Source organism: Clostridium frigidicarnis, assembly GCF_900111985.1.
GTDB classification, from domain to species: domain Bacteria; phylum Bacillota; class Clostridia; order Clostridiales; family Clostridiaceae; genus Clostridium_Z; species Clostridium_Z frigidicarnis.
The window spans coordinates 79,491-105,051 of the sequence record NZ_FOKI01000006.1; the positions used below are offsets into that span (position 1 = coordinate 79,491).

A 25,561-nucleotide genomic window follows, 5' to 3' on the forward strand; every position below is an offset into this window, starting at 1 on the left:
ACTTATTTTGTTTTAAAAAACAGATAATCCAAAATATAGATTATCTTATTTTTATATTATGCACATTCAAAAAAATAACAAGTCAGTATGCTAATATATTTGACTTGTTATTTTCTTTCATGCGCCTTATTAAATTTGTTGGTTTCTTATTATGCCTTTTGTTAGATCTCTTCTCAATGCTTTACTTAAAGACTTTAATAAAACACCTGAAATAAAGCCATCTGCACAATGATGCAACATAGACCCTACAGCCGTTACTACTATTATATAGTATATGTTTAATCCATAGAAAGGTATTACTGCTAATCCTTCTAATATTCCATGAATAGGTGCTGTGATTAAAACTATATTTCTATATTTAAAACCTTTCTTAACTAGCACTGCCCCTATAAATCCTACTATTATATGCATAGCTGCTCTAAATACCACTACTATTGGAAGCCCTCCATATAAAAACCCTAATGTTGATCCAATAGCAACTACAACTGCAGATGCTGGTGATAAATACATTGATAAGAATATAGGAACATGAGATGCTAATGTAGCTGTAAATGGTCCTATTATTATTTTTAAAAACCCAAAGTATATAGGTATTATTATTGCTAATGCCGTAAATAATGCTGTAAATACCATTTTTGTTATCTTATTATCCATTGAAAATCCCCCTTGTTCACCAGTGTATATACACTAGTATATATTCAGAGGTTACTTTTGTAAAGAACAAAGTTGCTACGCCATATTCTAATTGAAAATTCACAATTGACAATTGAGGTTAGAAGTCACAGATTTTCTTTAATAATATCTTTCTATTTTAGAAATCTTCCTAGGAAGATTTCATCCTTCATTGTTAATTGTAAATTATCAATTCTCAATTCAAAAACTCTACACTTTCAACTAAAAAAAGAGAGCAATGGTTGCTCTCTTTTTGTGCATATCTATATGCCATATTTTAAAATCCTAAACAGCTTTATTATTAATTAGTAGCTGCTTCTCTATTTTGTTGCTCTTGCATCATTGACTTAACTTTCATAAGTCTTGTTAAGTTACCTCTTTCATTTTCATCAAGCTTCATAATTATATATTTTATAGTCTCTTGAAGTTGAGGTATTGTCATATATTCAAGTGCATTAACTCTTCTTCTTGTTTTCTCTATTTCATCAGCCATAAGTTGAGTGCTTTTTTCGACCTCTGCAAGCTCTAAAAGCTTTGGAAGTATTCCGTATAGCTTTTCTATAGCTCCATCAAGTTCTGCTGAAGTCTGAGCAAATCCATATGGATATATACTTCCTTCATCACCTTCTAAACTTCTTTTGAAGTTCATTATAGGCACATTAACACTCATTATATTTTTATGGCTTAATTCAAGAGAAATCTTTTCCTTTGGATAAGCAATAGCTTCCTCAAGCATTTCTGAACTCATAACAGCACTTGCCATTAAAAATTCCTTAAATGAACCTCCAAGCTCTTCTTCAACTTGTTTTCTAAGTTCATTATTGTATTTTATAAGTTCTATAAATCTTCTCATAAGTTCATCTTGCTTATCCTTTAAAAGCTTATGTCCTCTTGTTGCTGTAGAAAGCCTTTGTTTAAGCTTTGTAAGCTCCATACGAGTTGGATTTACATTTAACTTCATAATTACTCATCCTCTCTATTAGACAAGTACTTCTCAATATATTCATCTCTAATTCTCTTAAGCTCACCTTTTGGAAGTATAGATAATAATTCCCAACCAAGCTTTAAAGTATCTTCAATTGATCTATTTGTATTAAATCCTTGAGAAACATATTCTTCTTCAAATCTTTCTGCAAACTTAGCAAATTTCTTATCTGCTTCTGATAATGCTGATTCTCCTAAGATTACTGCAAGCTCTTTTGCTTGCTTACCTTGTGCATAACAAGCAAACATTTGGTTCATTGTATCCGCATGGTCTTCTCTAGTTTTACCTTTACCTATACCTTTATCCTTAAGTCTTGATAATGATGGTAAAACATCTATTGGAGGCATTATTCCTTTTTTATAAAGTTCTCTTGATAAGATTATTTGCCCCTCAGTTATATATCCAGTTAAGTCTGGTATTGGGTGAGTCTTATCATCTTCTGGCATTGTAAGTATTGGAATTTGAGTTATAGATCCTTCTCTACCTTTTAATCTACCAGCTCTTTCATACAATGTAGAAAGGTCAGTATATAGGTATCCTGGATATCCTCTTCTTCCTGGAACTTCTTTTCTTGCTGCTGATACTTCTCTTAGAGCCTCACAGTAGTTAGTCATATCTGTTAATATAACTAGTACGTGCATTCCTTTTTCATAAGCTAAGTACTCAGCTGTTGTTAATGCCATTCTTGGTGTAGATATTCTTTCTATGGCTGGGTCATTGGCAAGATTTATAAATAGAACAGCTCTATCTATAGCTCCTGTTTTTGTAAAGTCATCTATGAAGAATTGAGCTTCTTCAAATGTAACTCCCATAGCACCAAATACAACAGCGAACTTAGAATCAGAGTTTAGAACCTTTGCCTGTCTTGCTATTTGAGTTGCAAGCTCAGCATGTGGAAGTCCTGATCCTGAGAACACTGGAAGTTTTTGTCCTCTAACTAAAGTATTTAAGTGGTCTATTGCAGATATTCCTGTTTGAATAAATTCTGATGGAAAATCTCTAGATACAGGATTTATTGGTGTTCCATTTATATCTAGCTTTTTCTCTGGAATAATCTTAGGACCTCCGTCCTTCGGTCTTCCAAGTCCATCAAAGACTCTTCCAAGCATATCTTCTGAAACTCCTATTTCAAGTGGTTTACCAAGAAATCTTACTTTAGTTTCTTTTAAGTTAATACCAGCTGATCCTTCAAATAACTGAACCATAGCTTTGTTTCCATTAACTTCAAGTACCTTACCACGTCTAAGCTCTCCAGTGTGTAATTCTATTTCAACTAATTCATCAAAGTTAACACCTTCAACTCCATCAACAAGCATTAAGGGTCCTACAACTTCTCTTACAGTTTTGTATTCTTTAAGCATTATATAACCCCTCCTTCGCTTATTAATGTATCCATAGCAGTAGTGAGTTCTTCACTTATACCATCTATCTTGTTTATTTCTTCTGTAGCAATATATTTAGCTCTTGCTATTTTTTCTCTTACTTCTAAATCAAGAATCTTATTTAAATAAACTCCTGCTTTCATAGCTTTTTCAGCTTCATCTTGGAATTTAAGAATAAGTTTCAACATTTTATACTGCTTATCAAGTGGTGAATAAGTATCAACATCATGGAAAGCATTTTGCATTAAGTAGTCTTCTCTTAAAGACTTAGCAACTTCTAACTTTAATTGATCAGCTTCTGATAAAGAATCCTTACCAACAAGTCTAACTATTTCATCAAGTTTAGCTTCTTCTTGAAGAAGTGCCATAGATCTTGTTCTTAATGAACTCCAATCAGATGCAATTTCTTCATCCATCCAAACGCCTATTTTTTCTAGGTATAAAGAGTAAGAATTTAACCAGTTTATAGCTGGGAAGTGTCTCTTATAAGCAAGCTGTGAGTCTAGTCCCCAGAAAACTTTAACTATTCTTAGTGTAGCTTGAGTAACTGGTTCTGATAAGTCTCCTCCTGGAGGTGAAACTGCTCCTATTGCAGTTAAAGCTCCAACTCTCTCATCTGAACCTAAACATACGACTTTACCAGCTCTTTCGTAGAAATCTGCAAGTCTTGATCCAAGGTATGCTGGGTATCCTTCTTCACCAGGCATTTCCTCAAGTCTTCCTGACATCTCTCTTAATGCCTCTGCCCATCTAGATGTAGAATCTCCCATTAATGCAACTGAATATCCCATATCTCTGAAGTACTCAGCTATAGTCATTCCTGTGTATATAGAGGCTTCTCTAGCTGCAACTGGCATATTAGATGTATTAGCTATAAGAACTGTTCTTTTCATTAGAGATTCACCTGTTTTAGGGTCTATTATCTCTGGGAATTCCATAAGAACATCTGTCATTTCATTTCCACGTTCTCCACAACCTACATATACAACTATTTCAGCATCTGCCCATTTAGCAAGCTGATGTTGAACAACTGTTTTACCACTTCCGAATGGTCCTGGTACACAAGCTGTTCCTCCCTTAGTTACTGGGAAGAATGTATCTATTACTCTTTGACCTGTAACTAGTGGCTCAACTGGATTTAATTTTTGAGAGTACTTTCTACCCCTTCTTACTGGCCACTTTTGCATCATGATTAACTCATGAATTCCTTTTGAAGTTTCAATTTCACCTATTTTTTCAACTACAGTGAAATCACCTTCATTTATGCTTTTTAAAGTACCTTCAATACCGTAAGGTACCATTATTTTATGCTCTACAACTGAAGTCTCTTGAACTACTCCAACTATATCTCCAGCTTTTACATAATCCCCTACCTTTTTAGTTGCAGTGAAATTCCATTTTTTATCTCTATCAAGACATGGAACTTCTATTCCTCTTTCAAGGAAGTCTCCAGCTATCTTTTGGTAAGCTTCAAGAGGTCTTTGTATCCCATCAAACATTGCCTCTAAAAGTCCTGGTCCAAGTTCAACACTTAAAGGTTCTCCCATAGTGTAAACTGGTGCTCCAACTCCAACTCCTGAAGTTTCTTCATAAACCTGAATAGAGGCTTTATCTCCTCTCATTTCTATGATCTCGCCTATAAGACGCTTATCACTAACTTTAACAACGTCATATACATTAGCTTCTTCCATTCCTTCAGCAACAACTAAAGGTCCAGATACTTTTATAATTCTTCCAACCTTCAAGCTCCTTACCTCGCTTCCTATAAAATATTAACACCAACTGCTTTTTCAACGTTCTCCTGAACCTTACTTAGACCTATGTTTAAAGAACCTTGATTGCTTGGAATTAATATGATGGCTGGAACCATAGATTTATTATATCTATCTATAGTTTCTTCTAAATCCTTCGCCACCTGCTCCGTTACAAATATAACGGCATATTTTTCCATAGCCATTTTGTCTATAGTCTTTCTAGCTTCTTCAATTTCAACAACTGGATAAACATCTATTCCAATTGCTTTAAAAGCTAAAACTGAATCTTTATCTCCAACAACACCTATCTTATACATAGACATCACGCAGCCTTTCTCTTATGGCATCAGGTGATAAGTTATTTATTTTTCCAACCATTATTATTCTAAGAACCTTGATTTCAGTTTCTTTAGCTATAACATATGAAACTATTGGCTCAGGTCCAAAGTTAACGTACTTTGCCTTTTTAGCTTCTTTCATGATATAGTCTTCTGTAACTTTTTCAAAGGAACTTAACTTTCCTGTTACCACATAATCTTCTAAGCCCTTCTTTATAAAGTCATAAGCCTTTAAAAATGATAATTTGGGAATAAAGTTTTCTACAGAATCTTCATAATTTTTCACAAATACTTCTTCCTTTATATTACCACTTTCAAGGAATACTACCTTAAAGAATTTAACACCCTTTTGCTGCTTTTTAAGTCTAATATAGGTTCTTATATTAGTAAAATCTATATTATCTTTAACATAATCCTTCATAAAATCGAACTCTGTTTCTATTGATCTATTTAACATGTCTTTATAAAGATACTTATCAAGAATTATATCTATTACCTGAGGGTCTTTAGACTCCTCAAAAGCTCTTTGCGCTTCCATTAAAGCTTCTCTCATTAGTTGGTTAAGCTCCTTATATTCCTCTGTAGTGATAAAAAGCTTTAACTTCTCAGCTGAGATTGTGCCCACCTCCATAAGAAGGTGGTCTAAATCCCCTTTTAATGCTTTAGCTTTAAGAAGAACTTTTAAATTATGATAATCATACTTTAAGCTCATTATATCTACAAAGGACTTTTCAGGAGTTATCTCATAGGCTAAAGAGAATATTCTCTTTAACTCCTCACTTAATAAATTATCATAGTCCTCAGCTCTTTTTACATTTCCCATAAGGCTTCCATATTCCGTTTCTTGAAGAACCTTTAGAGCCTCTAGAGCAGAGGTAGAATCTATCATTCTTTCTATCTTAATTTTATTAAGGAGTCTAGTTTCTAAAACTCTAAGCCTAGCCACTGCTTGAGTGAAATTCATTCTATCCATAATGGCTAATCCTCCTTAAAACTAGTTGAATAAAGTCTTTGCTATTTCCTGCTCTAGCTCATCCTTCTTATAGGATAGCAAGCTTTCAAATGTTATATTTGAATATATACCATTTTTTGAAACTATAAAACCACTAGATATTTCTTTCTCACCCTGGTAAAGTTTTAATTCACCTTTTTTGCCTTTAGCTTTAAGAGAGTTATTTACTTCACCTAATATATTTTCTATAGTTTTTTTATAATTTCTTGGAACTATAACTTCTTCATCTCCACATATATCTATGTTATTAATGAAATCCTTAAAGATTTTTTCATATTTATCAACTTCAAGATTTTTCAATTCATCTAAAGCCATTTTAAATACTTTTTCTATGATTTCACCTTTAGCTCTTAAGCCTTCATTTCTGCTTTTAAGTTCTGCAGAAGATATTATTCTTTCACTTCTAACTATAGCTTCTCTTTCAGCTTTAATTAGCATATCTTCCTTGACTTTATTAGCTTCCGAAATCTTTTTTTTAATCAATTTTTTTTCTTCTTTTCTTGCTTCCTCTAAAATCTCATCTGCTTTTAACTTCGCATCTTCTATTATCTTAGAAGTGATATTGTTTAAATTTGACATATATTCACATCCTTAAATAACTTTTTACTAGAACTTAAATACTAATAATAGAGATATAACGAATGCTAATAATGCGTAAGTCTCAACCATTGCAGAGTAGATTATACCCTTTGTGTTGTGCTCTGGATTCTTAGCAAGTATAGCTATACCAGATGCTGCAACTCTAGCCTGAGATACAGCTGATTTCCAACCAACAAATGCTATTGGAAGACACGCGAAGAAGTAATACGCTCCCATATCAAAAGGAAGACCTGCTTCAAGCTTTAAGAAAACCATAAGACCTATAACAAAACCATATAATCCTTGTGTACCTGGTAACAATTGAAGTACTAATGATTTACCAAACTTTTCTGGTTCTTCTGTCATTAATCCTGAAGCAGCCTCACCAACTATACCAACACCTCTAGCTGAACCTATTCCTGGCATTATTACTGCTAACGCCATACCTAGAGTGGCCATTATTACCCCTCCGTTATTTATTAAAAAATCAAAAAATACTGACATAAATTTTCCTCCTATTCATCTTTCTTAAGATTTAAATATTTACTATTTGATTTAAATGGAGTGAATGGCTTTCCACCACCCTCGTAGAATTTCCCAAAATATTCAACATATTGAAGCCTACATGTATGCACATATGCACTAAGTGCTCCAAGTAAAAGGTTGAATATATGACCTGCAACAAATATTAGTGATCCTGCAAGAATTTTCGCTATAGGATTTCCAAGCATTCCTATCATTAAGTTAAATGCTGAACCTATAAACCCTCCAGCAAGACCTAAAGCCATAAGTCTTGAGTATGAAACTAAATCTCCAACATATCCACTTATATTGTATAGAGCATATAGTCCTCCTCCAAGTTTTGCACCAACACTTTTGTTTGCTCTTCCTTGGGTTAATACTATCATAACCATACCGACTATCATAATCCATTTGAATATTGCAACAATTGAAGCCGGAACTCCTAGAAAACTTCCTCCTAAAAGTACAAGACCTCCAGTTAATGTTAAATACCAAGACCCTGTATCATATATGGCATCTTTAACCAATCCATCTCTTAAAAGCATATATGCTTTTATGCCTAAACCAGTATAAATTTGCACTATACCTAACACTAAGGAAGCTGCCATTATTGTTATAACATCTTCTCCCGGATTAACTAGCCCTGGGATTCCAAGAATATCTCCGAAATAAGAACCATATAAAGCTCCAACCACCATTGTTGGTAAACTTAAGTATAAGAAAAACCTTGCAAATCCTTGTTGCTTTTCATCTAACTTAAATTTCTTTAGAGCATATAAAGCTGCTATAAACATTAAAATTCCGTATCCTACATCTGCAACCATCATTCCAAAGAATACTAAATAGAATGGTGTCAAATATGGAGTTGGATCTATTTCATTGTACCTTGGAGTGCTAAACATAGAAGTTATTGACTCGAAAGCCGAAACAACTTTTCCATTTTTAAGCATTACTGGAACTTCTGGATCATCAACTTTTGCTTCCTTAACCTCTAGATAATATTGATCTTTTGAAACTGATTTAATTTTCTTTTCAAACTTTTCAACTTCAGAAGTTGGAACCCATCCATTGATGACAACTAAATTTTCACTACTCAAGAAATTATCTTCTGCTTTTAACAAAAGGTCATTATCACTTAAATATTCATATACAATTTGCAAATCTTCATTATATTTTGCTTGTTCCTTTATTTCATCTTTTATTTTACTTTCTGTAATTTTTAACTCTTTTAAATTTTTATTAAAATTACGTATGGCATCTGATGGTTTTTCATCATAGCTAACATTAACTTTTGCAAAACTATTAGCCTTTAAAAGTTCGCTAGCCAATTCTAATTCATTGTTATGAGCTACAACAAGAATATAGGCTTCACCCTTAATCTCGTTTAATACCTCAACATAAGAATTTTGAACATTTTCATTAAGTTCTTGTAAGAACTTATCTTTAAACATTTTAGGAATTGTTCCAATAAAGTATCCACATTGATTTAAACTCTTTAAATCACCAAAAGATACATCTAAATTCCCCCATGGAGATAATACTTCTAACTCTGAATAAATCTTACTTACTTCGTTTTTTATCTCGTTTAAAGTATCCTCCTTTTCTTTAAGACCTTGATAAATTTCTTGCCAATTAATAGCATTTACTCTTTTAATAAGTTCATTATCTGATAATGTTAACTTACCCTTTTTCAAAGCCTCAATTGCACCTTCCTTAGGTACAAATTCCTTTAACATATCTAGGGAGAACTTAACCTTAGCCAAATCTGCTTGTATTTGAGAAAGATTTTCTCCATCTCTATTGAAAGTCAAAAAGCTTAATTCTTCATCTTCCTTCTCCTTCAAATCGATGAATTGTACATTTTCAAATCTTTGCAATCTTTGTAAAAGCTCTTCCTTCTGTGACTTAAAGGCCAATAATGTGAATTTACTCATCTTAACTATTGCCATTAATATTCACTATCCTCTCAATCACTAAATTCACAGCCTTTTTTAAGCTTTCATCACCTAAGTTTAGAATGCCTTGTCTTGCTTTTTCACCTTTTTCTAATATAGGTAGTGCCTCCATATTGCCTTTTTCCTCTGCTTTTCTGAAGATATTTTTACTTTCTTCACTTGCAGATGATAATATTTTTTCATACTCAGAAGATGCCTTGGATTCTGCGTCTTTGAGTATTTCCTTAGCTTTCAAAGAAGCTTCTTTTATTAAATTCATGCCTTCTTCCTCAGCTTTTTTTATATCTTTTATTGCTTCTAATGCCAAATTATCACCACCTTTACTTCAAAATTATTTGAATACATATATTAATACTTTATATAGTATTAATTACAGTTTATTCAGTTATTAAATATTATACTATATTTTTATATAATTTCAACAAAAAAATAAATATATTTTATTATATGTATCTAAACTATACATGTTTTTTCTTTAAATATCTACAATTTATCTTATCTTTTTTAACAAAATTTTATTCACTTATATAAAAAAAGACAGAGAAAATCTTCTCTGTCTTGATAAAAACATCTGTTTATTCTTGCAAATCTAAGTATGTAGGTTCCTTTTTTTCGTTAAAAATAATATAAATATTTTTTTTAGATACATTATTTTTACTCTTTAATTTAGCTATATCTATATTAAACTTTTCTACATGACTACTATTTTCTAATTTTTGTCCTTTTTCACGTAAAATATCCTTTATAGCTCTTTCCTCATCTTTTGACATATCCCCTCTTAAAAATTCAGGTATCCCCCTCTTTTTATTTACACATAAATATTCATATCTCAAAATCTCTCTTATAATATCAGTGTTACTCTTTAATATGTCTTTGTTGAAATCCAAGAAAAATTTATAGTAATCATTGTTTGATATACTTCTCTTAAAATATCCATGATTTTCAAAGTAATTGGCTAATGATTCATAAAATTCAAATGGGTTATCAAAACATTTTCTTAAATATTTTATTGTTAAATTAAACTTTCCACTATTATAGTACTTATCGACCATATTTTCAACTTTTTTTAATGAAAGTAATTCGTCATAACTTATATCTTTTGTTTTTAATATTTCATATGGGGCATAAGGAGATGCTACCATTCCCCATTGGTTAGCCTCTTTTCTCATAGATGTACCCTTTATTAATTTTAAAAATCCTAACTGTATCTCTTCTGGTTCAATACTATAAACATCGTTAAATGATTTTTTAAATGATTCTAAATCTTCTCCAGGTAGCCCTGCTATAAGATCTAAATGCTGTTTTATATTGTCATGCTTTTGGACATATTGAATGTTTTCTTTTATATGATCAAATTTAACATATCTATTTATGTTTTTTAATACTTCATCATTTGTTGTTTGAACTCCAACCTCAAATTGAAATTTCCCCTTAGGAGCTTTACTTAAAAGTTCTAATTCCTCTTTTTTAAATATATCTGCAGAAATTTCAAAATGGAATGTTGTATCACAAGGATAGTTCATTAAAAACTCCCATAGTTCCATTGCAAATTTACCATCGCAATTAAAAGTTCTATCTACAAATTTTATTAACTTAACGTTCTTTTCTATTAAATACGTTAAATCCTTTTTAACTCTCTCAACATTTAAAAATCTAACATTAGTTAAAACCGATGAAAGGCAGTATTTACATCTAAAAGGACAACCCCTTGAAGCCTCATAATAAACTATTTTATTTTGCAAATCATCTTCTTCATTATATGGAAATACTATTTTGTTCATGTCCATTACAGGTCTTTTACCGTTATAAACTATAGTAGTTTCTTGGTTATCACCACTTACTTTATAATATATTCCTTTTATATCACTTATTTTTCCTTTTCCAAGTTTATATTCTACTAATTCTCTAAATGTTTCTTCCCCTTCTCCTTCAATAATATATTCGCCTACATTATTTCTTAAGAAATTTTCTCCATCGTAAGTAACCTCAGGTCCACCATAAATGATTTCCACTGAATTGTCTATAAGCTTTATAGTTTTTGCAACTTTTCTTACATACTCGCTATTCCATATATAAGTAGAAAAAGCTACAACTTGAGGTTTTTCTTCCATAATTGCTTCAACTATGTTGTCCAAGCAGTCATTTATAGAAAACTCCATTATTTTACCTTCATGATTTAAATCCTTTGTAAATTCTCTTAAATATCTTATAGCCAGGTTGCTGTGAATATATTTTGAGTTTATCCCCACTAGTAATATCTTCATATGTCTTTCTTCCCTTCTTTTTAGCTTTTATAAAAAATATCTCATCATTATGCTGTAAATCTAAAATATCAAAGTCTGAATTCATAGCATTTAATATATCTCTTTCATCTAAAGCTTTTATTAAATTAGAATCTTTTATTAAAAATTCCTTATTTGTTTCTTCTGATATTATACAAATTATTTTACCATAAAAATTCTCTCTATATCTTTTATTATAATCCCATATATATATTTCACCATCATTATATAGACTATCTGAGATTTCCTTTAACAGTTCTTTTCTTCCCCTGGATGACTTTATTGTACTAAACTTAAAAAATAGAGCTGCATTATTGTATAATTCTTTTTCACACTTTTCCTCTTGGCTTTCTACATAATCAACACTAACTTCATCATAATTTGCCTTTAATAGACTATATATTATACCATAGTTGTCTCCTGAAATGTCCAAAAGGTTATCATTAAATTTTATTTTTCTTAAATCTAAAGTATATTCTTTAATCTCCTTCATAACATCACCCCTTATTATTTATTCAATATAAAAAGGATAATTCCTTTATTTGGAATTATCCTTTTTGTTAATTATTTCATCATAGAAATCTAACAAGAAACCTGCCGTAGTTTTTTGTGCTTCCCCTAATATTTCTTTTGATATTTTACTATATCTCTTATATTCATCTTCAATATCTTGATATCTATAATAAATTTGTCTAGCTGTATTAGCATTATTTTTTATATAATCATCTATATTTCCATAACGCTTACTTCCATCATGCACAGAATATTTTTCGCTGTTTTGCGATATTTCTTTTACTATCCATATTTCAAAGGGTCTATGTTTTTTTAAAAGTCTATTGTCTACATGGTGCGGTACCGTTACATCTTGGATTAGGTGACAACAAGCACCTAAAAAAAACATACTTTCATTTATATTTTTTTCATTATATTCTTCTATTGATTTATTATAATATTTAATACATTCTGTTAAGGCATTTGAAAATCCATAAAGCCCTCTTTCTTTTGTAATATGATAAAAATGATTTGTACTTTTAAAATCCTGATCTATCCAATGTGCACCTTGATTTAATTTATCAATATAATTTCTATAAAAATCATATTGTTTGTCATACCCTTCATTATTTAATATATTTAATGCTTCTACATTTATATATTTATGAACATTACAGTGGGTATTAAGCATTTTTTTCTTAACAGGATTAACAGCTTTCATTACATTAGTAACAGCCTTTCCATATGTCTTTTCAATGGTTTTTTTCAATTCTATCCCCTCTTTTTATCTATTAACTACCTTCCAAGCCATGCCTACTATAGCTACACCTAGTACTGCAAGAACTACATAAATAGCCTTTTTATCTAATGGATTCACTGGTGTTTTATTTTTAATATTATTAACCTCAAAAATTATTCCTTGTTCTCCATTTAAAACAGCAAGAGATTTTCCTGTAAATTTCAAAGAAATATTTTTAGATTTATTAAATTCTATTTCAGTTTTTATTACAGATGACTTTTCTAAACTATATATGGTATTATCGTCATTATCATAAAAATATATACAATCTTTGCTTCCTAATATACTCTCTTTATCCACTGCCAAGCTCTCTATAGTTGACAGAGACTTATGTTGATAAATTGGAGCCATTGGATTACTTGTTGGATGATTTTCTAATACAAATTCAACCTTTGTATTGTTTTTACCTATAAATCTAGGAGATGTTACCGGATCTCCCCCACTATAATCTGGCCATCCATACCAAGCATTTTCTTTAATCTCATATATATAATCCTTGTCTCCTTTAATAGGCCTAGCTCCTCTATTTTCCATACCACCTACTGCACCAATTACTTTACCTTCACTATTAAAGTCCATTCCCTTTATGTTTCTTATTCCCCAACAAAATAAATTACCTTTATTTTGTTCTAAATCATATTTAACCACAGAACTGTTTCCTGGAAAAGTTCCTTCTATTAACTCACCTTTTATGTTTTTAGTATTAAAAGGAACAAATGTTCCTGTTCCACTATATTGATTTCCTCTTAATGTAACAGATTTAGGTGTTATATCATGGATAATAGGCTCGTCATTAAGCCACTGATTATCTTCACCAACCACTCCTGAATTAGTAGCTGCACCTATAGATATATATAAGTTATTCCTATTTATTAGTAGTTTACATTTATTATAATCTCCAACACTTGGTATAGTGTTCATAATTAATCTTGTTTTATTGTCATCTAAATTATATGAATATAAGTTATTATCACTACAAAAATACAAGTTATTATTATGATAAGCAATAGAGTTTATATTAAAAATATTTTTTTCTATTAAATTTATAGCTTTTCCGTTTTTATCAATCTTTTGTATTTTATTTTCATAAGCTATATAGTAATTATCATCCTTATCTATTGTAAAATCCCTTGTGTCTTTTAGTCCCTTTACTTTAATATCATAACTTAAATTCTTATTTTTAATTTTCATATTGCAATCTACTGTTACACCTGAAATTAAAAATGCTATTAAAGTTATAATTATTAAGGCAGCTACCAATATAATTGATTTTTTCCCTAGAATTTTCATACCTCTCCCTCTTAAATTAATTAATATACTATTTATATATATTTATGTATATCAGTTATAATTACAAAAGTTAGAAGTACCTGTTATTTAAATTGAAAATTCAAAATTAACATTTTACAATTAAGGTTTATTTTATCACAAAAAATTTAAAATTAAAACTTAGTTATTAGTTTTTAAACAAGGTGGTACCTCTTGCAAGTGACAGGTTAAATTGAATGGTTAACTATATATTTATACTCTGTAAACTATCCCACCATAAACTCCAACTTTCCACTCATAGATTGTCACTAATCTAAGTTCTCAATTTGTTCTTTTATTTCGATGTAGGCATTTTTTATTTTTTTGAAGATGCAAGATATATATGATCTTCTTCAACCTTAGATAATATTTTAAATATTGTTCTTACCTCATCATTACATACCTTATCATAATATCGTTTATAATAATTAATTGCATGTTCTTCTCTTTTTAATGCTTCATCTAAAAGCAACTCATCCTTCCCTCTAAATTTTTCATAATTTAAAGATGTTAAGGAAGGTGTTCTTTTTTCTTTACACAATCTTCTATGAACCTGAGCATGAGTATATTCTATATTAGATAAAGATTTAAAAAAACTTTTATTTTCTTTATTTAAGCATAACTCACTAGCTTCTTTATAAAAATCTCCATTAAACACTTCTAATTTCATTGCATGGTTTATTATTTTTAATGTTTCATCATTTAATTCTAATTTATCTCCTAATAATCTATCATCACTTTCTACAAGCCACTTCTCATCTACTCCACAGAATGGGCAATACTTAATATTTTGTTTTGAATTTGCAAATGGTATTGCTTCTTTATTTTTATCTGCTATTTCTTCTCTTATTATGTACCCACATATTAAACACTTAATCATCTTTTATACTCCCCTAAATTTATTATTTCTTAACGTCTTAAAGAACAAAGTAGCAATTTTGCAGTTACAAGTGTCAAGTTCAGATTGGTTTTTCAAAGCAACATCAAGAAAAACATCATCAACTTGCCACTTGTAACTTTCAACTTTTACCTTGTGTTTTCTATACAATAAAATATACTCCAATTATATGAAAATTTCAATGAGATTTACCTTTAGGCACATTCAAAAAATAACAAGTCAGTATGCTAGTATATTTGACTTGTTATTTTCTTTCATGTGCCTTAAAAGAAATTTTAGTAATATGCTTAACAGTTCAAGAATAATATTTAAAAGCAAGTAATTTAAATAAGGAGGATTATATGTCAAATAAAAGCTTCTATAAAAATTCTTTTATGCTTATTTTGTCAAATCTAACAACTGGAGTATTAGGTTTTTTATTTTCAATAATACTATCTAGAAGCTTAGGTGCAGAAGGCATGGGACTTTATGGACTTGTAATGCCTATTTATAATTTATTTATCTGCTTAATATGCGGCGGAATAGTTACTGCAATATCAAAAATTTCTGCTATATATATAGATAATAAAGATTTTGGAAATGTAAAAAAAACTATAAAAACAATTTTTACATTTAATATTATGTGGGGAATTATCATTGCTTTTATAGTATTTCTATTAGCTCCAAACATATCTTCAGTAATAATAAAAGATTCAAGAACAGCTTTGGCTCTCAGAATAACGTGTCCTGCTATGGTTTTTATAGCTGCATCTAACATATTAAAAGGATATTTTTATGGAACAGCTGAAATTATGGTTCCTGCAATTATAGACATATTTGAAAAATCGGTAAGAATTACAGTTATACTTATTTTATCCAACATGTTAAAATCAAAATCGGTAACTTCCTTAGTTACTGTGGCTTATGTAGCCTTATGTATTGGAGAATTTATAAGCCTTATTCTTTTATATATATATTATAAAAAAAGCACCAAAAAATTTCCTGTTACACCTAAAACCTTAGACAGTAAAATACAATTACTATTTAATGTTTTAGTCATATCAATTCCACTTTGTCTTAATGGTTTTTTAACAACAGCTCTTGATAGCGTGTGTACCTTAATGCTTCCTAGGAGACTAGTTAAAGCTGGTATAGAATATACAAGTGGACTTTCTGTAATAGGTAAATTTACTGGTATGTCTATGACTATAGTATTTTTTCCAATGATAATTATAGGCTCAATATCAACACTACTTATACCTGATTTATCTCAAACCATTAACAAAAAAAATTATTGTGCTGCCTGTATTAGAATAAAAGAAGTGTTAAAAATAGCAATTCTGCTTGGTCTATGCACAACCGCTATTTGTAATACAATCCCTACAGAACTAGGGTATATGTTTTATAATAGATATGATTTAGGAAGCTTTATTAGATTTGCTTCAATATGTGCTCCTTTTGTATATTGTCTTGGAAGTACCTATGGAATATTAAATGGTATAAGTAAACAAAGTATTATATTAAGGAATTCTTTAATAGGAGCTGTAATTGAAACAAGCTGTTTATATGTTTTGACCGGTATTCCTTCAATAAATATTTTTGGTTACAGTATAAGTGTTGTATTATCTTCAATAATTGTTTTATTTCTTAATATAAAAGAAATAAAAAGACACATTAATTTTAGATTTGATTTTTTTCAAATAATATTAATTTTTCTATTAAGTATTCTTTGCTTTTTAACATTAAGACTTACTAATGGTTTATTATTAGATGTTCATTCTACATTTAAAAATATCTTCATAATATTATTAGGTTTTTCATTTTTCTTTATAGGATTAATATTTAAGTCACCTAAAAATGAATATTATTAAAAGATGATTTTCTTTCATGTGCCTTATCATTCTTTTAGACTTAAAAATTTCTATACTTTCCTACAAATAAAAAAATCCCTAAAATAGGGATTTTTTTATCTTAATTTTCTTTTCATAAATCCTGGCATAATTCTTTCTATCTTAGGTGATACCGATAATACATCTTTTCTTGTAACACCACCTGTTAATATCATTCCATATCCATAAACTATCATTCCAACGAGTATAGATATTAATGTTGGTAAAGCATTTGAAAATAATTTATTACTGCTTATAAGTGTTAATGCAGATACACAAATTACTCTACATAAGATTACCGCTGCTGCCATTAATATAGATGCTAATGTTGGTTTTACAGCATATTTTAACAATCCAATATTCATTTTTAAAGTTCTCTTCATTATTATATTATTAATAATCATAGGAATTAATGAACTTAAAGTAGTACCTATTATTGCACCTTTTACTCCGATTCCAGGTATAGCGACTAATATGTAGTTTGTAATTATTTTTATTATGATACCGGTTCCCAATGATATAAGTACTAAATATAACTTATTCATACATTGTAAAATTATTGTTTGAATTTGAACTATAGACATAAATATAAGAGCCACAGCTCCAAGTTGCATCATATCATAGCCTTTTGTCTTTAGTATAAGTTCATATATAGGTTTACTTAGGATTGCTAACCCTACTGCTGATGGTATAGATACCAGATAACTCATTTTAAAAGCAAATCCTATTTTTTCTTTTATTGTTTTTCTATCATTAACTACTACTGCTCTTGATATCGATGGTATAATAGCTGCACATAATGCCGCTATTAGAGCTAAAGGAACTCCTACAAGTGTTGTATATTTACTTAATAATGCAAAGTTTATATCTACCTGTTCTGTAGATAACCCTGAAACTATAAGTCTCCTTCTTACAACTATCATATCAATTGTAACTCCAAGGTTTTGAAGAGTTGCACTTAATGTTATAGGTATACCATATTTAAATAACTTTCTTACAATTTCTCCATTACTAAGTCTTTTAGGCTCAAGTAAGTCAACACTTTTAGGTGTTTTAATTATCCTTGATTTTCTATACATCCATATAAGATATACAGCTGCAAATAAGCCACTTAAAACTGTTCCTATAGTACCTCCTGCTGCACCATATCCAACGCCTCTTGAAACTAAAATTGCAGCAAATAACACAGTAAAAATTGCATTAAATAATTGCTCAATAACTTGAGATACTGCCGTAGGAGTCATTATACTTCTTCCTTGGAAATATCCTCTATAAGCTGCTAATACTGATGTTACAACTATTGCAGGTGCTAATGTTATTAGTGCAAGCAATCCCTTTTCATTTTCAATGCCACGTGCTATTGGTACAGAAAATTGTAAAATTATCATACAAATAAACATACTTAAAGCAAATAATATACTTCTAGCTATTTTAAATGTCTTTACAGCATCTTTATGATTATTTAATGCTATAAGCTCTGATACTTGTTTACTTATAGCTGTCTGCATACCTGTATTAGTAATTACATACGCTAGTGCAAATATCTGATATACAGACGTATATACTCCATACCCCTCTTCCCCTAATATATTAATTAAAAGAGGCACATATAGAAGAGATATAACCTTAGCCATTATTCCTGCAAAAGAAAGTATGGCAAATCCTTTTGTAGTAGATTGTTCCTTCATGATTCTCTCCTCAAAATTACATTAGAATTTAAATACATCCTTCTTTATCTTTTTAAATATTGGTGGAAGTGATTCTGCTATTGTTTTATTTTTTAGATTCTCAAGCTTTTCTGGACATTCCTTGAAAATAACTTTATATGCATATAAGAATTGATAATCAAGTTCAAATTTATTGAAGAAAAAGCTATTCATCTTTTTGTTTCCGTATTTTTCATCTCCTATAATTGGATTACCTAGAGATGCTAAATGAGCTCTAAGTTGATGACTTCTACCAGTTATTAAAGTAAGCTCTATAAATGAGAATAACCCATTACTTTGTATAGTTTTAACTTCCATAGCTATTTCTTTAGAATTGGCTACTTTATCTTTAAATACTCTTGAAAGATTACTTCTCTCATCTTTAACTATATGACCCTTATATATTCCATCTTTTATTCTTCCCTGTACTAAGGCTACATAATATTTCTCAACGCCTCTTTCTCTTACCATCTCATTAAGATCTTTTAACGCCTTAAAATTCTTTCCGAACATTACAATACCTGATGTGTTTCTATCTAATCTATTACATGATGCAGGTGTAAATGTAATTTCTTTTTCTGGAGTATACTCTCCTTTTTCATGTAGATATGCTAAAACATGATCTGTTAAAGTAGGTTCTCCATTCTTTTTATCAGAGTGAACTAATATTCCTGGCCATTTTTCAATTAGTAAAATATTCTCGTCTTCATATGTTACTTTAAAATTTGTTTTTAAGCCCTGAAGCTTTTTCAGTTCTTTTTTCTTTTCTTCTTTGTTGTCAGATGTTTTTATGTCTCTTATTTCAACCTCATCGCCTTCACAAAGGGAGTATTTTTCTTTAGCTTTTTTTCCGTTTATTTTTACATCTCCCTTTCTTATTGTTTTATATATAGCACTTAAAGGTACATCCTTTAATAATTTTCTAAGGAATTTGTCTAATCTTTGGCTTGCTTCGTTTGGTCCGATTAATATCTTCAAGTAAACCACTCCTATTTCTTCTGTTTTAGGTGATATGTAGACACACAAAACCCATTATATAAGCATAATATTATTTTAGTTTCTTGTCAAATATTGAAATGCCGCTTCACATTGTATTGAAATACCTAAAGCTAAGCTTTTTTCATCAATATCAAATAAACACCCATGGGCTGGGTTTACTATTCCTCTTTCCTTATTTTTTACTCCTAAGAAATAAAATGCACTTGGTCTTTCATTTGAAAAATATGCAAAACTTTCAACTCCCATACTTGGATGTTGTAAAATCTCTATATTATTATTGCCTATTATTTTTTCTGCACTAAGCTTTAAATGATTTACCATATGGTCATTATTATAAAGACATGGATAACTTTCTTCTATATCTATTTCACATTTTCCTCTCATTGCAGTGCATATTCCTTCTGTTATCTCTACAAGTCTATTTTTTACTAATTCTCTATGTTCACTTGTTAAAGTTCTCATTATACCTTTTATCTCAACTTCAGATGGTATAATATTTTGGGCTGTTCCACCATGAATTGCTCCAACAGTAATAACCCCTGGATAAACAGGCGGTATTTCTCTAGATATAATTGTTTGTAAAGATAATATAACTTGAGAAGCTATTATAATAGGGTCTATTGTATCCTCTGGGTGAGCTCCATGTCCGCCCTTACCTTTAATTTTTATTGTAAATGGGTTTGATGCTGCATTAAACACTCCATACTTTATTCCTATTTTACCTACTTCTATTTGTTCTGCTACATGAAGTCCAAATATAGCATCTACATTTGGGTTTTCTAAAACACCTTCTTTTATCATATATCTAGCACCTCCAACGGTTTCCTCCGCTGGTTCAAATAAAAATTTTACATTTCCTTTAAATTTATCTTTATTTTTATTAAGTAATTTTGCCGCTCCCATTAAAATAGCACTATGAGCATCATGTCCACATCCATGCATTTTTCCTTGTATTTTTGATTTATATGATACGTCTTTCTTATCTTCAAGAGGAAGTGCATCCATATCACCTCTTAATGCAACTGTTTTTCCATGTTCAATACCCTTAATAATTGCACATATCCCTGTTTTAGATACTTCCTTATAAGGTATTCCTTCTTTTTTTAAGAATTCCTTTATTTTTTCACTTGTTCTTACTTCCTCAAACCCTAGTTCTGGATGTTCATGAAAATCTCTTCTAATAGCTACTATCTCATCTTCTATTTCTAATGCTTGTTTATAAAAATCTATATTAAAATTCATACTCAACACCTCGTTACTCCCAATATATTTTAACTACATCACCTTCATGCAATTCATCATAATAGCTTGCATCTTTATCATTTCTTTTTAATACTATATTTCCTTTTGGAATGGTTAAATCAAAGTCTATAAAATCAAATATATCAACAAATATATAAGCTTTTTTTCCATGTAATTTTATAGAATCTTCATTTACTATAACGTTAACAATCTCCTCTTCTAAAGTCTTCTCTACATTAATAGATTTAGTTATATCTTTATTGATATTCTCCTTTAGAATTACATCATTAATTTTGCTATCTTTATTAGTTTCATCTTTACTCAAAGATTCTTCATCATCTTCTAATTTATCTATAATAAACTCTAAAGTATCATCATCTTTTATTATGTAATCATCTCTTAAAATATTATTTTCTATACAGATCTCTTTCTTATCTTGTATATAGTATTTTTTCAGATCTTTAATAGTTTCAGGGTAAACAATTTCTATATCATCATCTCTTTGTATATCATAATCCAATGATATATTATCTCCATTTAAATATGCCTTAGGGCACATCTCTAGTTCTTCGTCGTTTAATTTAAATTTTACGCTATATATTTCTTTTACATACTCTTTTATTTTTCCTACTCCATCAATACCGTCTATAGCTGGTATAAGCTCTATTTTGTCTCCTTCTTTAACTTCATCCTCCATAGTAGCTTCTTTTCCGTTAAGCTCTATTTTAGCATTAGTTCCTAGGGTACCGAATGCTATCCTACTTATTCCATTTATTTTAAATTTTAAGTTTTTACCTCTTTTACATATTAAAATCTTAGGGTTAATCCCTGATTGTAGTAATACATCTATTACTTTATTTTTATGTGAATTAAAAAGACTTACTACATTACCATTTAAAATTACATCCATAAACTCATGTCCTAAGTTTCTAATAGCAACAAGAGCTATTCCAAGAACAGTTACTCCTATACTTCCTAAAGAATTGTCTTCTACAACACATTCTTCTATAGTATCTCTTCCCTTTATACCAATTCTTTGTTCCGGTAATGAAAGTTCTTTACTTAACGATTCCTTTATCCCTGGTGTATATGCTCCTCCACCAACTAAAAATATTGCATTGGGAGACTTTCCACCATTTAATTCTATTACCTTTGAAGAAATTTCATAAGCAATTTTATTAACAACTGGATCAATAACCTTTAAGATTTCTTCCCTGGTAACAGTGTTTTCAAGTCCCAATACATCTTTATATTCTATAATCTCCTTATTTACGCACTGTTTCTTCATTTCTTCAGCCATATTAAAATCTACAAGATAACTTTGAGCCACTATCTCTGTAATTTCATCTCCAGCCATAGGAACCATTCCATAAGCACTTATTGTGTTAGAATTAGCTATAGCTATATCTGATGTTCCTGCACCAATATCAACTAAAGCAAGATTTAAAAGTCTAAGTTTTTGTGGTATAACAGCCTCAATTGCTGCAATGGGCTCTAACGTAAGACTTACCACATCTAATCCAACCTTGTCCATTACTGCGTATAAAGAATCTATTACAGATCTAGGTAGAAATGTTGCAATAACATCTGTTGCTGCAATCTCTCCCTTATGTGAAAGAAGATTTGATATAAGATACCCATTTAAGTAGTAGCTCTTCACTGAATATCCTACACAATAAAGTTTCCCCTCTGATGTTTTAAAAATATCTTCTTCTGCCTTTTTTACTGCTGTAAGTTCTAGACTTCTAATTAAATCTTTATCTATCTCACTATTTTCTTCTAATTTTAATTCTGATTTACCTAAAGCAGTTCTTAAAAATCTACCTGCTGCTGCAATTGCAACTTTAGTTAAATCAAAACCTAGCTTTTCTTCCAAGTTATTTTTAACATATTGTACAGACTGAGCTACTAACTTTATATCATGAATTTGTCCATCTATCATAGCTCGTTCTTCATGTTCTTTGTAACATTCATGTAGAACATGAAATTTGCTATTTTTAATTATTCCAACAGTACCTATTATCGATCTAGTACCTATATCTAAAGAAAATATAACATCACCCATATTAATTCATTCCTTCTAAAAACTATAATTTTAAAGGCTCATATTCGATTTTGAATATGAGCCTTTAATACGATTATATAACACTAATTCTTATTATTCAATAATTCTATCCTATTAATGTAAGTTCATTACTATTTTCAGATACATAAGGTAAATGCTTAACTATATCATAAACATAGTTCATATATCTACCCTTTTCTCTGTTCATCTGTTCCCTAGATATTTTGTTATAATATAATATATTACACCAAAAATCCACAAAATGATCTTTGGTTATAAATACAGTTTCATTGTCTTCCTTTATTACAAAGCCACTATTAAATACATTTATTACTTCTAATTCAACATCTTTATTTGCCATTAAAGAATTTACATCTTCCCACATCTTCTTAAATGCAACTGTTACCATAACCCTCTCATCCTTTCACTATTTAAACCTCTTTTAAATGCTTTTCTTCGTAAGTAGTGTAACACATTAAATATATTTTTTCAATTAGCATATTCTTTTGTTTTGTTTATTTTTAGAAATGTATTATATATATATCTTATTAAAGCTTTAATTTATTCTGTTTATCAATTTATTATTTATTAAAACTGTAAAGTTAAACGTTCTCTCAACATCATCAAAACTTATTTTTATTATGTTTTCTTTTATTTCTTTTATTATTCCTTTTCCATAAGCTCTATGCATAACTTCTTCGTTCTCTTCATAGCCACAATAATCAATCTTTTCTTCTATACTGCATTCAGTTACAAATGGAGATATATTTAAAATATCTCCCTTTATCCTTTTAGGAGCATATACATATAAATTATCTATGGCTCTGGTTACCCCTACATAAAATAATCTTCTCTCTTCTTCTAAATTTTCACTATTTTCAATTGAACGTTTATGAGGTATATATTCATTACAACAATTTATAATATGAACATTTTTAAATTCCATACCTTTTACTCCATGTATAGTTGAAAGTATAACTCTATCTTCATTAGGTTTATTTCTGCTACCTTTAGCCATTTCTTCCTCAACATTTTGTACATGAACTAAAAATGTTATTATTGACTTAAATCCCTCTAATGAACTTCTAAATTCATTTATTATTTCTTCAAATTCATCTATAGAACTTTTAAATTTCGAAGCATATTCTTTTAAATAATCCATGTAACCCAGATCATTTAAAATTAAATCCACAGTTCCACTTAAAGATATCTTATTTAAATAATTTATGTCTTTTCTAACTCTATCTAAATTATTAAGCTGAAAGGACTTCATATCTTGATATCTTTCAATAATATTAAATGCACTTTCATCTATAGAATGATTTTTTATTTTTTCTAATGTACTCTTGCTTATGTACCTAAAAGGCTTGTTTATGATTCTTACAAAGCTGTCTTTGTCCCCTTCATTAACAGAAAGACTTAAATAAGCTATTAAATCTCTACATATAAAATGATGAAAAAAGTTATATTCCTTATCTAAAAGAAAAAATGGAATCTTTTTTCTTATAAATGAGTCTATTAAACTTCTACTTTCTAAATTGGTTCTATAAAGCACTGCATGATTTTTATAATAAACTCCATTTAAGTTTTTGTCGTCTTTTATTTTATCAGCAATTTCATTGCATTGTAGATTCTCATCAAATGGTATAATTTTTTTTATTATACCTTCCTCTTCATTAAAAGGCTTAATTTCTTTTTCATTTCTAAGTTTATTATTCTTTATTAACTTTTCAGATGTGTTTACTATATTTTTCTTACTTCTATAATTTAGATGTAAATATATCTTTTCTCCATTTTCAAAGTATTTATTAAAATCCATCATACATTCTGGTTTTGATCCTCTAAATGTATAAATACATTGATCTTCATCACCTACCGCAAAAGTATTTGAAGTTTCATTTAACATTTGAAGAAGCTTTATTTGTATTAAATCACAATCTTGAAATTCATCCACAAGTATATGCTTAAATAATCTTTTATAAGAATTTAATAACTCTATATTTTTCTCAAATATATTTTTCACTTCTATTTGAAGATCATCAAAATCAAATAATCCCTTTGATGTTTTATACTCCTCATAATTGTTGTAACATTTTTCAAACACTTCCTTATCTATAGATGATTTAAACTCCTCCATAGCTAAAAAACTGCATTTGTAAAGAGAAATATTATTAATAGCCTCTTTTATTTTTTCATCACCAATATAATCAGCAAACTGACTTAATGTCCTTGATACTATTCTAAAGGTGTCATTACTATTAATTATATTGATTTGACCATAATATCTAGAAAGTATTTTATAACACAAACCATGAAAAGTTCCAAAAAAAGGACTTTCTTCTTCACCATATAGTCTTTTATATCTTTCTTTCATATTTATTGCAGCTGCCTTTGTAAAAGTTATAACTATTATATTTCTAGGCTTCACCCTATTTTCTTCTATTAGATATTTTACTCTATTTATTATAACCGTTGTTTTTCCTGACCCAGGTGCCGCAACAACTAAAGTATTTTTATATTTACTATTAACTGCTTCAACTTGATATCTATCTAAACTCATGTAATCCCTCTTTCTAAATCCTTTAATCTCTAAATGTAATTATACCCCTTATTATACTTTAAAAATCATAACAATGCATAAAACGAATATTTATTAACCAATTAACTGACTATTATATATTGTAATAATTCTTTTTAGGTATT

23 protein-coding genes are annotated in these 25,561 nt (G+C 29.3%); 1 reads left to right on the forward strand and 22 read right to left on the reverse strand.

Annotated elements, in window-relative coordinates; all coding sequences use genetic code 11:
* Nucleotides 1–129 precede the first annotated feature (129 nt).
* From BM119_RS05080 to BM119_RS19760, 16 genes are all read right to left on the reverse strand, one after another.
* Nucleotides 130–654, reverse strand: a complete 525-nt coding sequence (locus tag BM119_RS05080) for an ECF transporter S component (RefSeq protein ID WP_090039465.1) — start codon at nucleotides 652–654, stop codon at nucleotides 130–132.
* 319 nt (nucleotides 655–973) lie between these two features.
* Entirely contained in the window at nucleotides 974–1,633 is a 660-nt protein-coding gene (locus tag BM119_RS05085; protein WP_090039468.1) for a V-type ATP synthase subunit D, read from the reverse strand.
* A 2-nt stretch (nucleotides 1,634–1,635) separates the two neighbouring features.
* The gene (locus BM119_RS05090) at nucleotides 1,636–3,018 is read right to left on the reverse strand and encodes a V-type ATP synthase subunit B (protein ID WP_090039470.1); all 1,383 of its coding nucleotides are present in this window, start codon (nucleotides 3,016–3,018) and stop codon (nucleotides 1,636–1,638) included.
* A complete protein-coding gene (locus BM119_RS05095; RefSeq protein WP_090039471.1) occupies nucleotides 3,018–4,784 on the reverse strand; it encodes a V-type ATP synthase subunit A in 1,767 nt (588 codons plus the stop codon). Before BM119_RS05095 ends, BM119_RS05090 begins: the two co-directional genes overlap by 1 nt.
* A gap of 17 nt (nucleotides 4,785–4,801) precedes the next feature.
* Nucleotides 4,802–5,116 carry a V-type ATP synthase subunit F gene (locus BM119_RS05100; protein ID WP_177199318.1) on the reverse strand — a complete coding sequence of 105 codons (315 nt, stop codon included), beginning with the start codon at nucleotides 5,114–5,116 and terminating at the stop codon, nucleotides 4,802–4,804.
* A complete protein-coding gene (locus BM119_RS05105) occupies nucleotides 5,103–6,104 on the reverse strand; it encodes a V-type ATP synthase subunit C (RefSeq protein ID WP_090039472.1) in 1,002 nt (333 codons plus the stop codon). The genes BM119_RS05100 and BM119_RS05105 overlap by 14 nt, the downstream gene beginning before the upstream one ends.
* Nucleotides 6,105–6,125: 21 nt before the next feature.
* Complete coding sequence (locus BM119_RS05110; RefSeq protein ID WP_090039474.1) at nucleotides 6,126–6,722, reverse strand: V-type ATP synthase subunit E; 597 nt, start codon at nucleotides 6,720–6,722, stop codon at nucleotides 6,126–6,128.
* Between the two features lie 27 nt (nucleotides 6,723–6,749).
* Complete coding sequence (locus BM119_RS05115) at nucleotides 6,750–7,226, reverse strand: V-type ATP synthase subunit K (RefSeq protein WP_090039475.1); 477 nt, start codon at nucleotides 7,224–7,226, stop codon at nucleotides 6,750–6,752.
* Between the two features lie 11 nt (nucleotides 7,227–7,237).
* Nucleotides 7,238–9,193 carry a V-type ATP synthase subunit I gene (locus BM119_RS05120; RefSeq protein ID WP_090039476.1) on the reverse strand — a complete coding sequence of 652 codons (1,956 nt, stop codon included), beginning with the start codon at nucleotides 9,191–9,193 and terminating at the stop codon, nucleotides 7,238–7,240.
* Entirely contained in the window at nucleotides 9,180–9,506 is a 327-nt protein-coding gene (locus BM119_RS05125) for an ATPase (protein ID WP_090039478.1), read from the reverse strand. The genes BM119_RS05120 and BM119_RS05125 overlap by 14 nt, the downstream gene beginning before the upstream one ends.
* Nucleotides 9,507–9,774: 268 nt before the next feature.
* Nucleotides 9,775–11,463, reverse strand: a complete 1,689-nt coding sequence (locus BM119_RS05130; RefSeq protein WP_090039479.1) for a B12-binding domain-containing radical SAM protein — start codon at nucleotides 11,461–11,463, stop codon at nucleotides 9,775–9,777.
* Entirely contained in the window at nucleotides 11,369–11,974 is a 606-nt protein-coding gene (locus BM119_RS05135; RefSeq protein ID WP_090039481.1) for a hypothetical protein, read from the reverse strand. The genes BM119_RS05130 and BM119_RS05135 overlap by 95 nt, the downstream gene beginning before the upstream one ends.
* A gap of 45 nt (nucleotides 11,975–12,019) precedes the next feature.
* Nucleotides 12,020–12,742, reverse strand: coding sequence for a zinc dependent phospholipase C family protein (locus BM119_RS05140; protein ID WP_090039483.1), 723 nt, complete (start codon nucleotides 12,740–12,742; stop codon nucleotides 12,020–12,022).
* A gap of 15 nt (nucleotides 12,743–12,757) precedes the next feature.
* Nucleotides 12,758–14,062 carry a PQQ-dependent sugar dehydrogenase family protein gene (locus BM119_RS05145; protein WP_090039485.1) on the reverse strand — a complete coding sequence of 435 codons (1,305 nt, stop codon included), beginning with the start codon at nucleotides 14,060–14,062 and terminating at the stop codon, nucleotides 12,758–12,760.
* Between the two features lie 334 nt (nucleotides 14,063–14,396).
* Entirely contained in the window at nucleotides 14,397–14,960 is a 564-nt protein-coding gene (locus BM119_RS05150; RefSeq protein ID WP_090039487.1) for a hypothetical protein, read from the reverse strand.
* A 3-nt stretch (nucleotides 14,961–14,963) separates the two neighbouring features.
* Nucleotides 14,964–15,128 carry a hypothetical protein gene (locus BM119_RS19760; RefSeq protein WP_177199319.1) on the reverse strand — a complete coding sequence of 55 codons (165 nt, stop codon included), beginning with the start codon at nucleotides 15,126–15,128 and terminating at the stop codon, nucleotides 14,964–14,966.
* Nucleotides 15,129–15,319: 191 nt separating this feature from the next.
* Between BM119_RS19760 and spoVB the strand changes: the two genes are divergently transcribed.
* On the forward strand, nucleotides 15,320–16,828 hold the full coding sequence (spoVB, locus tag BM119_RS05155) for a stage V sporulation protein B (RefSeq protein ID WP_090039489.1): 1,509 nt from the start codon (nucleotides 15,320–15,322) through the stop codon (nucleotides 16,826–16,828).
* Nucleotides 16,829–16,923: 95 nt separating this feature from the next.
* On the opposite strand, the gene BM119_RS05160 is transcribed toward spoVB, so the two are convergent.
* The 6 genes from BM119_RS05160 to BM119_RS05185 all read right to left on the reverse strand — a co-directional run bounded on the left by BM119_RS05160 (nucleotide 16,924) and on the right by BM119_RS05185 (nucleotide 25,418).
* The gene (locus BM119_RS05160; protein WP_090039491.1) at nucleotides 16,924–18,534 is read right to left on the reverse strand and encodes a putative polysaccharide biosynthesis protein; all 1,611 of its coding nucleotides are present in this window, start codon (nucleotides 18,532–18,534) and stop codon (nucleotides 16,924–16,926) included.
* A 21-nt stretch (nucleotides 18,535–18,555) separates the two neighbouring features.
* The gene (locus BM119_RS05165; RefSeq protein WP_090039493.1) at nucleotides 18,556–19,530 is read right to left on the reverse strand and encodes an RluA family pseudouridine synthase; all 975 of its coding nucleotides are present in this window, start codon (nucleotides 19,528–19,530) and stop codon (nucleotides 18,556–18,558) included.
* A gap of 75 nt (nucleotides 19,531–19,605) precedes the next feature.
* The gene (locus tag BM119_RS05170) at nucleotides 19,606–20,793 is read right to left on the reverse strand and encodes a M20 metallopeptidase family protein (protein ID WP_090039495.1); all 1,188 of its coding nucleotides are present in this window, start codon (nucleotides 20,791–20,793) and stop codon (nucleotides 19,606–19,608) included.
* Between the two features lie 13 nt (nucleotides 20,794–20,806).
* The gene (locus BM119_RS05175; RefSeq protein ID WP_090039497.1) at nucleotides 20,807–22,858 is read right to left on the reverse strand and encodes a cell division protein FtsA; all 2,052 of its coding nucleotides are present in this window, start codon (nucleotides 22,856–22,858) and stop codon (nucleotides 20,807–20,809) included.
* A gap of 106 nt (nucleotides 22,859–22,964) precedes the next feature.
* Nucleotides 22,965–23,267 carry a hypothetical protein gene (locus tag BM119_RS05180; RefSeq protein WP_090039498.1) on the reverse strand — a complete coding sequence of 101 codons (303 nt, stop codon included), beginning with the start codon at nucleotides 23,265–23,267 and terminating at the stop codon, nucleotides 22,965–22,967.
* A 147-nt stretch (nucleotides 23,268–23,414) separates the two neighbouring features.
* Nucleotides 23,415–25,418 carry an ATP-dependent helicase gene (locus tag BM119_RS05185; RefSeq protein ID WP_090039500.1) on the reverse strand — a complete coding sequence of 668 codons (2,004 nt, stop codon included), beginning with the start codon at nucleotides 25,416–25,418 and terminating at the stop codon, nucleotides 23,415–23,417.
* Nucleotides 25,419–25,561: the final 143 nt, after the last annotated feature.

Coding starts and splice junctions, on each gene's coding strand:
- BM119_RS05160 (WP_090039491.1), bottom strand. CDS start 18,534: ATGAAGGAACAATCTACTACAAAAGGATTTGCCATACTTTCTTTTGCA.
- BM119_RS05120 (WP_090039476.1), bottom strand. CDS start 9,193: ATGGCAATAGTTAAGATGAGTAAATTCACATTATTGGCCTTTAAGTCA.
- BM119_RS05105 (WP_090039472.1), bottom strand. CDS start 6,104: ATGGATAGAATGAATTTCACTCAAGCAGTGGCTAGGCTTAGAGTTTTA.
- spoVB (WP_090039489.1), top strand. CDS start 15,320: ATGTCAAATAAAAGCTTCTATAAAAATTCTTTTATGCTTATTTTGTCA.
- BM119_RS05090 (WP_090039470.1), bottom strand. CDS start 3,018: ATGCTTAAAGAATACAAAACTGTAAGAGAAGTTGTAGGACCCTTAATG.
- BM119_RS05135 (WP_090039481.1), bottom strand. CDS start 11,974: ATGAAGGAGATTAAAGAATATACTTTAGATTTAAGAAAAATAAAATTT.
- BM119_RS05185 (WP_090039500.1), bottom strand. CDS start 25,418: ATGAGTTTAGATAGATATCAAGTTGAAGCAGTTAATAGTAAATATAAA.
- BM119_RS05115 (WP_090039475.1), bottom strand. CDS start 7,226: ATGTCAGTATTTTTTGATTTTTTAATAAATAACGGAGGGGTAATAATG.
- BM119_RS05130 (WP_090039479.1), bottom strand. CDS start 11,463: ATGAAGATATTACTAGTGGGGATAAACTCAAAATATATTCACAGCAAC.
- BM119_RS05110 (WP_090039474.1), bottom strand. CDS start 6,722: ATGTCAAATTTAAACAATATCACTTCTAAGATAATAGAAGATGCGAAG.
- BM119_RS05145 (WP_090039485.1), bottom strand. CDS start 14,062: ATGAAAATTCTAGGGAAAAAATCAATTATATTGGTAGCTGCCTTAATA.
- BM119_RS05080 (WP_090039465.1), bottom strand. CDS start 654: ATGGATAATAAGATAACAAAAATGGTATTTACAGCATTATTTACGGCA.
- BM119_RS05085 (WP_090039468.1), bottom strand. CDS start 1,633: ATGAAGTTAAATGTAAATCCAACTCGTATGGAGCTTACAAAGCTTAAA.
- BM119_RS05100 (WP_177199318.1), bottom strand. CDS start 5,116: ATGTCTATGTATAAGATAGGTGTTGTTGGAGATAAAGATTCAGTTTTA.
- BM119_RS05150 (WP_090039487.1), bottom strand. CDS start 14,960: ATGATTAAGTGTTTAATATGTGGGTACATAATAAGAGAAGAAATAGCA.
- BM119_RS05180 (WP_090039498.1), bottom strand. CDS start 23,267: ATGGTAACAGTTGCATTTAAGAAGATGTGGGAAGATGTAAATTCTTTA.
- BM119_RS05175 (WP_090039497.1), bottom strand. CDS start 22,858: ATGGGTGATGTTATATTTTCTTTAGATATAGGTACTAGATCGATAATA.
- BM119_RS05170 (WP_090039495.1), bottom strand. CDS start 20,793: ATGAATTTTAATATAGATTTTTATAAACAAGCATTAGAAATAGAAGAT.